General features: G+C 37.7%; 8 protein-coding genes. 2 read left to right on the top strand and 6 right to left on the bottom strand.

The features are described 5' to 3' along the window. Positions 1–17 precede the first annotated feature (17 nt). Positions 18–977 (bottom strand): hypothetical protein, encoded by a 960-nt coding sequence (locus BK581_RS02490; protein ID WP_078576673.1) that lies wholly within the window; start codon positions 975–977, stop codon positions 18–20. 440 nt (positions 978–1,417) lie between these two features. Between BK581_RS02490 and BK581_RS02485 the strand changes: the two genes are divergently transcribed. Then, positions 1,418–3,016: an ABC-F family ATP-binding cassette domain-containing protein gene (locus BK581_RS02485; RefSeq protein ID WP_078576672.1), complete on the top strand. Its 1,599-nt coding sequence runs from the start codon at positions 1,418–1,420 to the stop codon at positions 3,014–3,016. A gap of 71 nt (positions 3,017–3,087) precedes the next feature. Here BK581_RS02485 and BK581_RS02480 read toward each other — a convergent pair whose 3' ends face one another. The 5 genes from BK581_RS02480 to addB all read right to left on the bottom strand — a co-directional run bounded on the left by BK581_RS02480 (position 3,088) and on the right by addB (position 15,500). After that, entirely contained in the window at positions 3,088–3,402 is a 315-nt protein-coding gene (locus tag BK581_RS02480; RefSeq protein WP_078576671.1) for a DUF952 domain-containing protein, read from the bottom strand. Between the two features lie 286 nt (positions 3,403–3,688). Further along, entirely contained in the window at positions 3,689–7,078 is a 3,390-nt protein-coding gene (locus BK581_RS02475) for an AAA family ATPase (RefSeq protein WP_078576670.1), read from the bottom strand. Next, positions 7,075–8,244: a metallophosphoesterase family protein gene (locus BK581_RS02470; protein WP_078576669.1), complete on the bottom strand. Its 1,170-nt coding sequence runs from the start codon at positions 8,242–8,244 to the stop codon at positions 7,075–7,077. The genes BK581_RS02475 and BK581_RS02470 overlap by 4 nt, the downstream gene beginning before the upstream one ends. Positions 8,245–8,257: 13 nt before the next feature. Continuing rightward, on the bottom strand, positions 8,258–12,010 hold the full coding sequence (addA, locus tag BK581_RS02465) for a helicase-exonuclease AddAB subunit AddA (RefSeq protein WP_078576668.1): 3,753 nt from the start codon (positions 12,008–12,010) through the stop codon (positions 8,258–8,260). Continuing rightward, positions 11,994–15,500 carry a helicase-exonuclease AddAB subunit AddB gene (gene addB, locus BK581_RS02460; RefSeq protein ID WP_078576667.1) on the bottom strand — a complete coding sequence of 1,169 codons (3,507 nt, stop codon included), beginning with the start codon at positions 15,498–15,500 and terminating at the stop codon, positions 11,994–11,996. The genes addA and addB overlap by 17 nt, the downstream gene beginning before the upstream one ends. 159 nt (positions 15,501–15,659) lie before the next feature. Here addB and BK581_RS02455 point away from each other — a divergent pair, with 159 nt between their 5' ends. Further along, positions 15,660–16,760 carry an FUSC family protein gene (locus tag BK581_RS02455; RefSeq protein ID WP_169837492.1) on the top strand — a complete coding sequence of 367 codons (1,101 nt, stop codon included), beginning with the start codon at positions 15,660–15,662 and terminating at the stop codon, positions 16,758–16,760. Positions 16,761–17,004: the final 244 nt, after the last annotated feature.

Here is a 17,004-nt window from a genome sequence, read left to right as displayed (position 1 = left end):
GTGATAAAATGTGTTTACTAAATAATTACTTTCCCCGCCTTATTTGGTACTTTATTTACTGTCTTTAATAGGATTGTTAAAGAGACTAATTTTGTTATAAAGTAATCCCTATTTTCTGCTGTAAAAGAGCGAATGTGGCAAGAATGTTTTTGGGAAAACCCCCACTTCTCCAAAAGAAAATACACTTTTTCTATGTCATTCATCTCGAGATCATCACGGTTTATCGGTATGTCAAGGTACATCTTCCCAGTTGTCCAGTCTAAATTATCAAATAAATCCACACTATGCGTAAATGGTTCTGCTGTTTCTCTTCTATTTGTCGATATATCATTCACTGTGACTGACAGCCAGCGTGGCCATTGACGATTTATCCTATCTTTTTCATATTCTAATTGAATGACTCCTTCGTACGTTAAACGTTGCCTGTAATAAACTTGTATAAGCCGCTGTTTTTTCATTACATTATCTTGTGGTGCAACTGCCGTCTCTTGTGTCCCAACTAAGAGAGAAAAGTCAGCCCAGCTACTGTTTAAATCCATTCTTAAAATGTCCTCTGCCAACATAAGCAGGTCGTCATAAAGCATACCCTCCCCTTTTCCAACATTTCCTTGATTTAAATTATTTACGTGCAACCATTTTTTCAATCGGTTATCATTTATTTCAAACCACCGTATATTCAATTGGTCGCAAAGTTGTTTATAGCGATCTTTTAAATGAGATGAAGCTAAAATAAAATTAAGCGCATTAACCTTTTGTTTCAATTCTTTAGCCATCTCATCAAAAAATGCTCCTACATCAGCTGGAGCAAGTTCTGAATGGAAAAAGTAGACGTAATAATATTCGCTCATGTCATTTTCAAAAATTAACCTTGTATAGTTATCTTTTAAGGACGTATGAGCACTTATAAAAATAAAAGAATCGTCCATTATTTCGGGATATTTTTTAAGTAAAAATAGTGTTTTATCCAAGGTTGTCATGATAACTTCCTTTCTTATGTGGGATCTTGATCAACCCATTATGTTTAATAGCCTTCTTTCATAAAATATAAACCATTTACTTTCACCAGCGATGTAGATAGTTTCTAACTACCATTTAAGCATCCTCATCACTAACTAAAAATGGCACACTTAAAATCTTGTTCATATTCTTTAAACAAGAGGTTAAGTGGATGGACAACACGTATAATGAAATGATGATCCATCTCGCTTTTCAACTAACTCCCTCCCAAATAAATGAGTGATTCATGACATTCAAGCCACCTTACATTTAGACGAACAAACGTGCGTTAACAAAAATATCACACTATATAGCTTATGCAGCATCTTTGTTTTCAGAAGAAAAAAATTCAGGTACTCGTAATTTAGCGCTTTAAATGTTATAATTTTCTTCGTAATTTAACGTAGAGGATGGATAATACATGATAAATGTTACAGATGTCAGCTTACGCTATGGCGATAAAAAGCTGTTTGAAGATGTTAATATTAAATTTATACCTGGTAATTGCTATGGGTTGATTGGGGCTAACGGGGCTGGAAAATCTACTTTCCTAAAAATATTATCCGGCGAAGTGGAAGCTCAATCAGGCCATGTACACCTTCCACCAGATCACCGCTTAGCAGTCCTGAAACAAGATCATTTTGCATTTGAAGAAGAGATTGTCCTAGATGTGGTGATGATGGGATATGAACGTTTATTTGCTGTGATGAAAGAAAAAGATGCTATTTACATGAAAGCTGATTTTACCGATGAGGATGGCATGAAAGCTGCTGAACTTGAAGGGGAATTTGCCGAAATGAATGGTTATGAAGCTGAATCTGATGCGGCTGTGCTTCTTAAAGGATTAGGTATTCATGAAGATTTACACAGTAAAAAAATGGCTGATCTTACTGGTGGGGAGAAAGTAAAAGTTTTACTTGCTCAAGCATTATTTGGAAACCCAGATGTTCTTCTTCTTGATGAGCCGACTAACGGACTTGATATAGAAGCTATTCAGTGGCTGGAAGATTTTTTAATTAACTTCGATAACACTGTTATTGTCGTGTCCCATGACCGTCATTTTCTTAATAATGTGTGTACACATATTGCTGATGTGGACTTTGGTAAAATTCAAATTTACGTTGGGAATTATGATTTTTGGTACGAATCTAGTCAGCTTGCCTTAAAGATGGCTCAAGAACAAAATAAAAAGAAAGAAGAAAAAATTAAAGAGCTCCAAAACTTTGTGGCGCGTTTTAGTGCAAACGCCTCTAAATCGAAGCAAGCTACATCGAGAAAAAAGCTGCTTGATAAAATCGAATTGGATGATATAAGACCATCGTCCCGAAAATATCCGTATGTGGCTTTTAAATCAGAACGGGAAATTGGAAATGATTTGCTGACTGTTGAAGGACTTACAAAATCAGTGGATGGTGTCACCTTATTAAATAATGTCAGCTTCACTTTAAAGAAAGATGATAAAGTAGCTCTCGTAGGACCAAATGAAAATGCAAATACATTGTTAATGCAAATTCTCATGGGAGAGGTAGAACCAGATAGTGGCACATTCAAATGGGGTATTACGACGTCTCAATCGTATTTCCCTAAAGATAACTCTGCTTATTTTGAAGGCTGTGAGTTATCTTTGATCGACTGGTTAAGACAATATTCACCTGAAGATGAAACTGAAACATTTTTACGTGGTTTCCTCGGACGCATGCTCTTTTCTGGAGAAGAGGCAAAAAAGAAAGCGAGCGTTCTATCTGGAGGAGAAAAGGTTCGTTGCATGTTGTCTAAAATGATGCTAAGCGGCGCAAATGTCTTATTACTAGATGAACCAACCAACCACTTAGATTTAGAATCTATTACGGCACTAAATAACGGTCTCATTAACTTTAAAGGTTCTGTTATTTTTACGTCACATGACCATCAATTTAACCAATCCATCGCGAATCGAATTATAGAAATTCGTGAAGATAGTGTCTTCGACAAAGACATGACATATGATGAGTACATTGCATTAAAAACTCAGGCTAAGTAATCGAAGACCCCGGGCATTTTTAGCCCGGGGTCTTGTGTTATCAACTGCCTTTTCTAACGGCGTATAGCCAATTAACTTGTAACAGGAAAAGTGTCATATTCATCCACACATTGGACAGCATCAATATTAATATAACCATATACATGTGGGGACATCCGTCCACTTTCTGCCACATCTTCATAAATAACAACACTTTCCAGCTTTTGTGTGTCTATTGACAAAAGAATCAATGACTCACCTTGCAAATTTAGTTCTTCTACAAGTTGTTCTGTTTGGCCTGAATCAGCACATGGAATATAGCCTCTGTCATCAAAGTCAGACGGCCAATACTCTCCATCCTGTTTGGCATATTCCCATTCTTCTTTAGTTATAAGATAATAGATCATTGGTCGTTCCCCCTCGCATTACTAACCAAGGTTCCCTTTTTCTACTATTATAACGAATTTTCGATCAAAAATAGTGGCAATCACATGACAATTCATCATTGATGTAGGTAAGAACAAGTGCTTATAACTGATCCCTATTTAGTGTAAGCTGTTTATCATAGATAACCGTCCGAAAATCCCAGCCTCAAAATTGAGAACAGCACCAAAAACCAAATCTATTTAGGTTGGAGATAGCAGAGGCTAATGTCCTGATTCACACTCAACGTTCACTAATTGAAGCTTCGTTTTATAAATTCTCAATTTTCACCTTACTACCAGATCCACCTGGTTCAGCGGAAGTGACAATTAATTTACGCGGCAATCTTTCTTTTAGTTCCGGAACATGACTTATAACGCCTACTGATAAGTGTGTTGTATGCAGCTGTTCCAGGGCTGTGACTACCGTTTCTAGTAAATGAGGGTCTAGTGTTCCAAAGCCTTCATCTAAAAAGAAAAACTCAAGATTATGCTCACCTTTTAATTGAATAGAAGCAGACAGAGATAATGCTAAAGCAAGAGAGGTTAAAAAAGTTTCCCCACCTGATAACGATGTAACTGGACGTTTTACGCCCCCATTTAAATCATCCCGCATAATAAAACCACCAGTGGAATCTACTTCTATCGCATATCGACCACGTGTCAAAGTTTTTAAACGTTCTGAAGCAAGTCTACTAACTTGGATAAGTTGTTCTTCTGCTATAAATTCAACAAATTCCTTTCCTCGAAATACTTTGTCCAGTTTTGTAAGCTGTTCTACTAGCTCACTAGTTTCTTGCCGTTTTGTTTCCAACGATTGAAACCGAACCATTTTGTCAGTCAGTTCTTGTAAATGATGCTTAGCTGCTCCATAAGCCGTTCGAGAATCTTCTAGCCGTTGTTTTAATTCAGCACATTGTTCCTCTAAGAGGCGAAATGTGTCATGAGAAAATCGCTTGTCTTTTATTTTTTCTTGGATTTGCTTTTCTTGTAACTGTAAATCTCTCTGTTTATGCTCGTAAGTGGACAATTCGCCTTCCATATGATGTATAGCAGAATTATCACGTAGATGCTTATCAACCTCTTCAACTTTTGCGAATGACGATTCTTCTAACTGCCTTTCAATGTTGACATTGGCGCGTTCGAAACGATTATTAGCCTCTTCAATCGAATGGGTTAACTGTGTGACCTTTTCCACCGTTTTTTGATGTAATTTAGTCGCTTCATCCATATTTTCTTTTGCTATAATGGTAGCCCGTTCAATCTGGTGTAAGTCTTCTTCATATCGTTTAATCAGATCCTTCACATCTTTTCCACCAGTTGCTATATCAATTTCATTTGTTATTTCTTTAATCAACGCCTTTTTTTCTTCTTGAATAGATTGTTTTTTTGATAATTCAATTGTCACATGTTGCAATTTATCTGAAGTTTCCTCTATGTCTTCTTGCAGTTTTTCAAGAAGTGAAACACTCTTATCAAGCCGTTGACGAATCACTTCTGCCTGTTCTTCGCGCTCTTGCAGTTTTTGAAATTCTGTCTCAACCTCGGTAAATACGATCTGTGGATATATTGTTTCCCACGCATGCATGTCTTCTTCGTATGCTGATCGTTTGTCAGCTACTTTTTCCTGAGCCTCCAACACTTGAGTATTGAACTGGTTAAGTAGCTGGTTGTAGGCAGATAGCTTTTCGTGATAAGAAGTAAATTTATTTAAATTCTCCTGCCAACGATGCAACACATGTTCGATTGCTTCCTGCTCACTTCCCCATCTCTTCTTCCATTGGGACCACTGATCATTAAACGCTCGATCGTTAACATGCGGCAATGTTTTATTTTCATGACCACTCTCATAATAGTCAGTGACTTCCTGGGAAGGAACAATCGGTGATTGTTGAGCGGCTTTATCTAGTGACCAGCAATACTCATTTAGTTGTTTTTCTATTTGATTGACATCCCTTTTAACAACTTCTATGTCGTGTGTGGTAGAAACGTCTGTAGTTACTGCAATCTCATCGAACTTTTGGGTGTTAATCGTGTGATGGAGAGAGCCACAAACCGGGCAAGCTTGTCCCTCTTCTAATGTGTTTCTAAGTGCTTTTATAGCTTCAGTTTGTTGCTTATCTTTTACTGATCGCTCCAAATCTTCAATTTGCTGTATGATTGTATCCGTTTGTTTTTTCTTATCTCGCGATTGATCATACCAAAAACGCAATTGTTTAAAACTCTCACTTAACTCGTTTGTTAAGTCTAATGCTTTTTTTTCAGTTTCTGTCTTCTCTTTATCGGCCTGTTTTTGCTGATCCACCTTTTCATTTAGCTCTAACAAGGACTCGTTTAATTGTTCTTTTAAATAGTTCAATCTCTGTTTAGCATCTTTAGCTTTATAAAGAACTCGCTTTTCCTCACTAGTCGGTCTAGTGGTGGATAACTCCTGTTTTAATGCATCTTGTGCTTTTTCATAGGTCGTTTTTTTACTTTTCATCGTCTCTAACGTTGTGCGCCAACTTTTTTCCTGCTGTACTAACTCGTTAATCTCTGAACTTAATTGATTGTTTTCAGATATACGCTCATTTAAATGATCAACCTTGCGAGATAAAGTTTTCATATTTTCAAGTTTCATTTTTAAAGAAAACTCTTCTTTTTGCTGATATGTCAAGGCAGCATCATACGCTTGTTGACATTTATCCATTCGTAGCTTAAGCGTGTCTGCTTCTTCTTTAACTGTCTCTAACTCAGCCTGGATTCCTTTTAATATATGATGACTTTCCTTAACTTCTTTTACATAAGGATAAAGGATATTAGCTTCCTTTGCCGATAATATTGTTAATTTTAATTGTTCATAATAACCTTGTCGCTCTTCAAGCTTGTTTCTTTCTTCTTTAATTTCTGTTAATTGTTCAAATTGTTCTTTCAACTTTTTAGCCGTATCATATTCTTTTTCAGCTTTTGTTAACGCGTGTTTTTCGAGCTCGATCTGTTTATCAAGGATATCCACCTGCTCTTTCGCTTTCTCAACAGCTTCTTTAGAAGCATCCCCAAGAGCTGTTTGTTCTGCTTCAATTAGTTCTTTCTTATGATTTTCATTTGTTAAACGTTGTTTCAACTTATGATTTAGTTCGTCACCGTATTTTTCTAAGTGGAACAAACGTTGGAGCATTTTCCGCCTTTCTGTTCCTTTTAAAGACAGAAATTCTGAGAATTTACCTTGCGGGAGCACAACAGCTCTTGTGAAATCATCTATCGAAAGGCCTAAAAGCTTCTCTACCTCTTTTGTGACATCTTGCGCTTTATCAGCGATAACAACAGAGTCATTTGTGAGGTCAATCAGTCTTGCTGTTGCTTGACGTAAACTATTATCCTTGGTGCGTTTAAATGTTCTTTCTGCTTTAAAAATACTCTCTACACCATGTTTACCTAGAGAAAAAGTAAAAGATACGGCCAATTGGTTTTCGGCATGATTCAGTATACCTTGTGTATTACTAGGAGCTCTTTCAACTTTTCCATATAAAGATAATGTCATGGCATCTAATATGGACGATTTTCCACTTCCTGTCGGCCCAAAAATGCCAAATACACCGCTCTTACATAACGTTTCAAAATCGACTGTCTGCTTTTCACGAAAGCTATGCAACCCTTGGATTGTTAACTCTAAAGGTTTCACGAAGGCTCGCCTCCTTCTTCATTAAGAAGCTCAAGGAATAGACGTCTGACTGCTTCATCAGGCATAGCTCCCCCTGTTTGCCGTTTGTAAAATTGGCTAAATAGTTCTTCAATAGGCACATGCTTCCGATTAACTGTATACTCATATTCAAATTCAGGGAAGATTGGACGAACCGTCAGTATACCAGGATAGGATTTTTTTATTTCATAGATTTCTTCCATTGTTAAACTATCCGTTACGTGTACTTCAAGCTCAATCCATGCGTTCGCATCTTTCTTTTCAGCCATCCATTGGTGCACTTGGGAAAGGCCCTCTTCAGCATGCCATTTAACCAGTGGCTTTCCTGCACTTAAATGGACTTCATTGATAGTAGCAGTTTTTCCCGGTTCAACGTCGATGATAGACACTGATTTAGCATAACCAGTTTCTGAAAAACTGAATGCTAATGGTGAACCTGCATAGCGGGCTGGTGCTTTTGCATGCTTTATATTCTGAGGTCGATGAAGGTGACCGAGAGCTGTGTATTGCACGTTATCTGGCAACTGAGTTGCTCGGACAGTATATGCACCTCCCACTTCTATCGGTCGCTCCGAGTCTGTACCTGAACCTCCGGCTACAAATAGGTGACTCATGGCAATCGCTATCTCATCTGATGAAAATGAGCGTGTTAAAGTGTTAAAAAGGTGATGTATTTTAGCATCATAAGCATCTCTATGAACAAGCTCATCCTCTTCATGAGAGAAACTTTCTTTAAGTCTAGATTCTGACGGGTAAGGCAATGCTGCTATATTTAAATACGTATCCTTATGTCGTACCGGAACACGAAGTGGTGTCAATGTTGGATAACCTTGAATATAAATTTCTTGCTTCCTTAATAATGTTCTAGCAGCTGAAAGCCGTTCAGGATGGTCATGATTTCCTGCGATAATGATGATCGGTATGTTACCTCCGTCCGCTAAACGAGCCATGCTTTCATAAAATAATTCCTCTCCTTTTGCAGGCGGGTTGACCGAGTCAAACACATCTCCAGCCATCAATACAGCATCAATCGATTCGTCTTTTGTTATTTGTATTAATTCATCAAAAAAAGCCTCATGTTCAGGGAGACGATCTCTTCCTTCGATTGTTCGCCCAATATGCCAATCAGCTGTATGAAGTAAACGCATTGTCTTACACTCCTCACATTGGAACACTGTAATTGCCATCGAATAAGTACAAGTAACTGGCTTTAATGGGTTCTCTCCACGTATCAGCTAGTGCACGACTGTATAAATCTATTTGGTAACGATAGCGTTCTTTAAAATGGTTGATAATCTGTTCATCTGATAGATGCGTAAAACGTTTGCCTATACGATCAGTCTTATAATCTAACACAATTAATTCGCCGTCATCATCCCGAAAGATAACATCAATCATACCTTGGACAAACACGATGGCATCTTCTTGTTCAGTCCATGTATGGTAAGCTTCAGATGCTGCCAAACCATAACTAAAAGGAACCTCACGATATATGTCTGAGGAATGACATAACTTTGTACCAATATCTGACTGTAAAAATGTTAAGATCCACTCTACATTCACCTGTTCAGCCTCTTCAGTCGTTAACATATTTATGGCTACCATTCGTTCTAAATCACTGATCACCATGTCTCTGTCAGCATGAGGCGAAAACGTTAAATGTTGCATCACAGTATGCATGATCGTCCCTAATTCAGCTGGTCTTAAGCTTTTTCTTTGTAAAAATTTTGGACGCTCTGCATATTTGGATTGAAAACCTGTTGACATAACGGCTTCACTATAATCATCTTGCAAAAGGCGTTTCAGCTCACTGACTGACTGCTTTGCTTTATGGATTGTGCCATCTCTAAATGGATAAGTCCATTCTAGCTGACTAATAACGTGAGAATGGTCCTCTGACTTTACGGGAACGGCTTTAAAATGATTCACAAGAGCGTTAAAATCATGCTCCTGAGATGACGTATCACTTTCCACGCCACCTATTTCCTCTTTATTGAGAAGCTTAAGTTGCCATTTTGAATGATCGTTAGCTACCTCAGCCGACGCATGACTAAACGGCTCATAGCCCATAGCTACTAAAAATGAATAAGCGTGATGATGACGACAAACAGCAGGTGCCACCCAATCTAAGAAACTAGCCGCTTTTTCACGGGTTATAGCAGGTAAAAGCCAGTCGGAAGTTTCACTGTTTTCCATCCATTTAGTTAACGCCTTATCTGCATCCTTAACAGTACCGATTAAAATCAACTTCTCTTTTGCTCGCGTTAAAGCCACATACAACACCCTCATCTCTTCCGCTAACGATTCCGAGGCAATACGTTGTTTAATGACTTGCTGCTGCACTGTTGGATAAGCGATCCGCAAATCAGGATCAATTCTTTTAGAACCTAATCCTAATGTTTTATGAAGTAAGTAATCTCCTCGTAAATCTTGACGATTGAAGGCTTTATTCATTCCAGCAACAAATACGACAGGGAATTCAAGTCCTTTACTTTTATGAATGGTCATTATTCTTACAACATCTTCTTGTTCTCCGAGGGCTCTAGCAATACCGAGATCATCCCCTCGTTCTTGCATTCTTTCAATAAATCTTAAAAACCGAAATAGTCCACGAAAAGACGTTTTTTCATATGCTCTTGCTCTGTCATAAAATGAACGCAAGTTAGCTTGGCGCTGTTTCCCTCCAGGCATTCCTCCTGCATAATCAAAAAATCCGGTATCTTGCCACAATTGCCATATGAGTTCAGATACAGAGCCTGTTCGTGCTTTATTACGCCAAGCAGTTAAATTAATGATAAAATCTTCGCATTTCTTCTTTAATGCTTGGTGTTCTTGATCCTTCTCTTTTATGACTTCTTTCAATGCTTCATAATAGCTGCCTTTTTCATTATGAAGACGTATGATAGCTAATTCAGATTCTGTCATATTAATAAGGGGAGATCTAAGCAACGCCGCCAATGGAATATCTTGGTACGGATTGTCGATCGTCTTAAGCAACGACATCATCATTTTTATCTCAACTGCTTCAAAATAACCAGTTGAAAGTTCGGCGTAAACCGGGATACCAGATTTCTTAAACTCTTCCATAATCGTATCTGCCCATGGCATCGATCTCATTAATATGACGATATCTCGATAGGTGACTGGACGAGTGGTGTTCAATGCTTTATCGAAAATGGGGTATGAAGTCGTTATTAGCTCCTTAATTTCTTTTATCATCGCTCTCGCTTCTAAGCGCGATGTCTCTATATCTTCTTCTGTATCAAGGTCAGTATCTCTTGAGTTACTTACACTCGTATTAGCTACTGATTCACCTTTATTAACTAAAATGAGCTCTGTCTCATAACCTTCTAAATCAGGATATGACGTATTTCCTAGCTTCAACTCCGCTGCATCATCATAAGCAATATGGGCAACATCTTCATCCATAAGTTGTTTAAAAATAAAGTTCGTCCCGGACAGAATCTCTTTCCGGCTTCGGAAATTTTTAGCTAAATCAATACGTAAGCCCGCTTGGTCCCCAGTTAAATCAAATGCCTTATATTTTTGCATAAAGAGAGCTGGCTCTGCTAGTCTAAACCTGTAAATTGATTGTTTGACATCTCCAACCATAAAAGCATTGTGACCATTAGAAATTAACATGAGTATTGTCTCTTGTACGAGATTTGTATCTTGATATTCATCTATTAAAATTTCTGAAAAATAATGAACGTAATCTAAGGCGGCCTCTGATGGGTATAATTTGTTAGTTGTACTCGTCTCTTCGTTAATAAAAATTTTTAAACAAATATGCTCTAAATCGGCAAAGTCTAGAACGCCTTTTTCCTTTTTTTCATAGGAAAACCGGAGGGAGAACTCTTTTACAAGCTTTGTTAACGTATCCATCGAGGGCGCCATTGCTTGCAAATCCTCCATAACGTCTGCTGGTGATTGCATGAAGTAAGCTGTTTGTAAATCACTGATGACCTTTTTAGCTTCATCACGTAACTCTTTTGCTTTTTCCTTCAGAAGTGGATCTACTGCCTCTTTTTTTGTAATAGAAGGCAAGCGAGAAAAGGTGACGTGTTGAAACATATCATATAGCGATTGCCACGTGTCACAGGCATTAAGCTTTTCAATTTGTGCCAATTCATTCGTTATGAGCGCCATATATTTTTCCGGTCCATCAACGGCTTCTGTAAGAGACTTAGCTTTATTCAGTAACTGTTTTGCAAAAGTGACTTGACGCTTCACATGTGTCATAGCTTCTTGGACCCAATAAACGTCGTCAATACTTGCCACATCAGTCACTTGATAATTATTTGCTATTTCCTCCAGCCAATTAAATGGCTGCGGATGGGACCGTGAGAAGGTATATAAGTTCAGTAATAACTGTTTTAGCTTATCATCACTGCGGTCACCGCTATATTGATCCACTAATCGAAAAAAGGATTGATTGTGATCTTTCCCGTATTCTTCTTCAAATAAGTCATCTAGTATTTCTTCTTTTATTAATTCACCTTCTGTATCATCAAGAATTCTAAAATTAGGGTCTATATCTACTAAATAATAATATTTGCGAATGACATTCATACAAAAAGCGTGCAATGTAGAAATTTGTGCACGATGAAGTAACGATAATTGGCGTTGGAAATGTAAAGACCGCGGGTTGTCCTCTAACTTTTTTTCAATCGCTTCTCCGATACGTTGGCGCATTTCGGCTGCCGCAGCATTGGTAAACGTCACAACGAGGAGCCTGTCCACATCACACGGCTCATTCACATCGCCAATTTTTCGAATGATTCGTTCTACTAGCACAGCTGTTTTTCCACTGCCTGCAGCAGCAGCTACAAGAATATTGTTTCCTTCAGCAGCAATAGCTTTCCATTGATCTTCCGTCCAAAAAGCCTCAGGAGGTTTAGGTGATATCTCCATAACGATGGCCCCCTTTCTCACGTATTGTAGCGATCATTGTTTCTTTAGATTGTGATGGTAACCACCTATAATCATTTGTCTCAAGCGATGCATCAAACTGACATAATGCTTTATACGAACAGAATTGGCAAGGAATCTTTCCGTTTTTCATATAAGGCGAGATAGCTAAGTCACCTGTTAAAATGGCCTCCCCTATTTGCTTTACATGTTGTCTAAGATAAGTCCTTAAGTGTTCGTAATCGTCAGGTGTCACCACTTTGGAATCTGAGTACACTTCGCCATCTTTCTTAAAACCGACCGGTACTATATCTGAACGTCCGCTTTCTAACGATGTATCCATTTGTTTAATCGCTTCAGGTTGTGATGACAACAAGCCTTTCATTTTAAACTCTTTTATTATCTTTGATTCAATTTGTTCTAGAGATAATTTTTGATCTGTTTGGATAATTGGGTTGTGAACATGAAAATATAAAACGCCTGCCGGTGAGACTTCTGTCCCTAACCAATCGGATGCAAAGCTTACTACGACGTCTAAATAGATGAGCATTTGTAAGGCTAACCCGTAATAAACCTCATCAAGTTTAATATCTTTACTACTCGATTTATAATCAATGATGCGTACGTAAACACCTGACTCATCTTTAGCTTGGTCAACTCTGTCTATTCTACCGATAAGCTCAACAGTACCTCCGTTATCTAATTTAAAAGTTAATGGGGGTAATTGTTGCCCTGGACCAAATCCTACTTCTAAACCAGCAGGTGAAAATCCTGTTTTTTTCGCATGCTCAGCTAGGATCGTTGAGGCAGTTGCCACGACTTCTTCAAGCTTTTGCTGGATATATTTAAATCGGCTTGAGCTTAGTAAAATTTCCCGTTGAATTTTAGGAGCCAGCTGTTCAACAATCGTTTTTGCTTTAATTATGGCTTCATCTTTTGATAATGTGGAAAAATCTTTCCCTTCACGCCTTAACAATTCTGCCATTTCCTTAAGAGCTGCGTGAAATAATGTTCCAATATCCGGAGCTTCCAATTTAAATGTTTCCCGCTCTTTCAGCTTAAGTCCGTAATTAGCAAACTGTGAAAACGGGCAAGCATTATATTGTTCAAGTCTAGACACACTTGTTTTCAACGAATCACCATACAGTTTGACTGCTAAATCTTTTGAAAGACGTGTCGGCTTATTCTCATAAGTCAAGCTTGAAAGAATACGTGCTGCTTTATCATGCCACTGGTCGCTTTTAACGAACCAATTATACGCATCCCACCAAATGGGCGTTATATTGTAACCTTTACGCCATTGCTGTAATTGAAAAGCAAGATGTGTTAACGTTCGATCAGGATGAGAAATAAACGATAATTCCTCTTCTGCTTCAACATCTATTGGCGTGTTAAATGCCATTTCAGTTATAAGATTTGGAAAAGTTTGCATCACGTAATTGAGATACATGGACGGCTGCATACTTCTTCCTTCTTCATCAGCAATTGGATAGGTAATATACAACTTAGACGAAGGGATAGCTTGAGCTAAATACATGAGGAAATTCTCATTTATTAACTGTCGCTTAGCACCCGGTGCTAGCTTCATACCTGTTTTTTCGAGGTTCTCCCGTTCTTCCTCAGATATCATACTTCCTTCATCGGGTTTAGCTGGTATAACCCCATCATTTGTGCCAACTATAAAGGCACAGTCTATGTCATTTAGTCGAGACGTTTCCATATTAGCAATCATTACTTGGTCAAATGCTGGCGGAATAATCGTAAATTCCATCGCTTCAAAACCAGTCTCGAGCATTTTTATAAACAAGTCGAAAGGAACGTCTTCTTCCCCACTCATTTCCACCATTTGATCAAGAATACTTAAAAGTGTTCCCCATAGTTGATCATGTTCTCGAGCATCACGTAAATGATCTTCTGAAACAGCTATATGACGAAGCTGTTCGAGCTTGTCTGCCGCCTTTATATCTTCAAGTAAATTAAAAATAAGTCGACAATAATCTTCTACCGTACTCGCTTTTTTAAGACGCTCCTGAAATGAAAATACAGGACTTAATAAGTTATTTTTTAACTCGTTTAATTCCTTTTCAATAGTAACTTCATCATCAGATTTATCTAACTCGTATTCTGCGGTCGTAGCCATTTTCCTATATCTCCACACGTCACCACTATACCATTTTCTCCCTTGGATGCCGTATGCTAAGACATAGTTTTCTAACTGGTCAACTTTCTCTCGAACTGAAGAGTCTAATGGAAATAAAAACTCTGTTTTTAACATGCGGAAAACAGTCTCATATCGCCAATTTTTCTGAATGACTTCTAATGCAGAACGAATAAATTCAATTAGAGGATGATTAAGCACTGAGCGTTTTTGATCCATAAAAAAAGGAATTTTCTCATCCGAAAATACGGTCTCAAAATGATCTATATAATCAACTGGATTTCTAAGTAAAATGGCAATTTGTTTATACCGCCATCCATGATCACGCACTAACGATTTAATTTCTCTCGCTACCTTTTCCACTTCACCTCGTCGATTCACGGCACTTATGACTCTAATTCCTTCATGTGAGTAAGATGGGGTGACAGGACGCCGCCCGCCCTGTTCTTCTAGATGTTTTAATCCCGCTGCTTTAAATCGTTGACTCTCCTGAAAAAGGTGATGATGAATGGACGTTATATTAGCTTCGTCACATGCCAGAATAAGTTGTTGATACGTGTTAGCTGTTTCGTAAAATAAATCGAGCGGATGAAGAATCGTCTCCTTTTGTACAGGTTTATCAAGAGTCAAGGCGATATGTATATCACGACAGTGACTCACAAGCCCCTTTACAACCGCCAATTCAATCGGGGTAAAACTATGAAAGCCATCAATATAAATGGTTGCCTTTTCTAGTTGACGAGATTGCGGAATTTGTTCAGCTAAGATGTGTAAATAATCTTCGGCAGTTAAATATGTTGAGGAAAGCTCTTTTTCTACTTTATCTAACACGAGTTGAATGTCGTATAATTTATCATAAAGTGACCGTTCAAGTGATGATGAAGGCTCAGATTCACGCCATAGCTGTAATTGTTCATTCAACTTTGATCCATCAATTTCGTAACGTTTCAATTCAATCAGCATTTGCTCCATTTTGTCTATAAAACCTTGATTAGTTGTCGCCTTTTGAAATAGACGAAACTCGGTCTTATGTTGCTCAACAATTTTTCGTATTAACATATGAACACCGATTTTATCCATATGAATTTTGGCAGCGCCACCTACTTCTTGCAATACTCTTAGCGCCAGTCGAGAAAAGCTCAACACTTGCGTTCTAATCATGCCAACTCCTGAAGATGACACAAGATTTTTTTCAGCTTGAAATGTCATTTGTTCTGGCACTAAATAAATAATCGGTGCTCCCTTAGGATCACTCGTAGATGAAGTCAAAATTTGTTGTTGTATCTTTGTCGTTTTACCTGTTCCAGAGCGACCTAAATAGAAATGAATAGGCATATAACCACCTCGTTTTCGTCATCACTTATACAATCATACGTTCGTACTATTATATCAAAAATTTTAAGGAAACAAAGAAAGAAATGTACTGTTAATTTATGCTAGGATAAATAGTGTCATTAAAATTTAATGAGTTTAACCTTTTGGAGTGAGATCAGCATGTTACCTCTTAAACATTATACTAAATTTATTAAAAAGCCTGGTAGTCGTTTAATTAAAACAGCCATCGCTGTGTTTGTCACATCATTTATTTGTTTATTATTAGATCTTCCAGCCATATTCGCGGTCATTACTGCCATCGTTACAATTGAACCTTCTACACAAGATTCCATCAGAAAAGGAATGGAAAGATTTCCAGCTTCCGCAATTGGTGCTGCATTAGCTGCCATTTCTGTCTATTTCTTCGGGCAATCAGCTACTTCTTATACGTTAGCTGCGATATTGACTATTTTTTTGTGTGAAAAATTTAAACTTCGAGCAGGGACTCTCGTAGCTACTCTAACAGCAGTCGCTATGATTCCAGATCTCCATGATCATTTAATCTATTCTTTCTTTTCAAGACTTGGAACCACCTCTATCGGTTTAATCGTGTCTACGTCTGTCAATTTATTAATTTTACCTGCAAATTATTTAGACACAATTAAAAAGCGCAATCACCTTCATGTGGCAGAAATTAACCGTTTATTAAGTCGTTTATTAGATACTGCAACATCTCGCAATCAAACAGGAATGAGACATTTCGATCATTCCTCATACACATTACTTAAGCGTCATCTTGAAAAAACAGAGCAATTACTCGCATTTCAAAGGAAAGAACTTCGTTTTCACCGATTTAAAATGAAAAAGTTTCGCACGTTTATTAAAGAGAGGCGAACAACTGACTATTTACAGCGAATCTTACTTCATTTAGGTAATTTACATTATTTATCTCCGAGTGTGTCATCGACTTTAACTTATTATGAGCAAACGTTACTTAAACGGTCGCAAAAAGAATTCCATTATCTCATGACTCATATTGGTAAACCAATTATCCCTTCTTTTTTTGAGACAATCGATGAGCTCAACAATCATTTAAAATATGAATTTATTCATACAAAACCAACAACCATTACTGAAGGGGACCATCATCAATTGAGTGAAAAAATTATTATTTTTTATGAGTTGTTATCCATTCATGACGTCTTGGAAGATTTATATTATCACTTGTCTAGTGATCATTCAAACGGGGGTAATAAAGGGGCATTAATCACTAGCTCGTAACCTCTATTATAAAACGCCCCTTCTATCAGGACGCTACCAGCCCGGAGCTTTAAGGACAGTTATCTGTGGTAAACTCTTTAAACAATTATACGTTGTCTTATAGGAAAATGTCTTCTTCATAAAATTATACCTTTACTGTTAGATACTAGATAACCGTCGACATATGTCCTGTTCATATGGAGGTCGCATATTCGCTCTCATGGCAACAAGTAAAAATAAAAACTCTGATACCGCATACGCTTTT

It is taken from the genome of Salipaludibacillus agaradhaerens (assembly GCF_002019735.1).
GTDB classification, from domain to species: Bacteria; Bacillota; Bacilli; order Bacillales; family Salisediminibacteriaceae; genus Salipaludibacillus; species Salipaludibacillus agaradhaerens.
The sequence above is the reverse complement of the archived record's forward strand: the minus strand, read 5'-3'. Positions and strand labels throughout refer to the sequence as shown.

Coding starts and splice junctions, on each gene's coding strand:
- BK581_RS02490 (WP_078576673.1), bottom strand. CDS start 977: ATGACAACCTTGGATAAAACACTATTTTTACTTAAAAAATATCCCGAA.
- BK581_RS02485 (WP_078576672.1), top strand. CDS start 1,418: ATGATAAATGTTACAGATGTCAGCTTACGCTATGGCGATAAAAAGCTG.
- BK581_RS02480 (WP_078576671.1), bottom strand. CDS start 3,402: ATGATCTATTATCTTATAACTAAAGAAGAATGGGAATATGCCAAACAG.
- BK581_RS02470 (WP_078576669.1), bottom strand. CDS start 8,244: ATGCGTTTACTTCATACAGCTGATTGGCATATTGGGCGAACAATCGAA.
- addA (WP_078576668.1), bottom strand. CDS start 12,010: ATGGAGATATCACCTAAACCTCCTGAGGCTTTTTGGACGGAAGATCAA.
- addB (WP_078576667.1), bottom strand. CDS start 15,500: ATGCCTATTCATTTCTATTTAGGTCGCTCTGGAACAGGTAAAACGACA.
- BK581_RS02455 (WP_169837492.1), top strand. CDS start 15,660: ATGTTACCTCTTAAACATTATACTAAATTTATTAAAAAGCCTGGTAGT.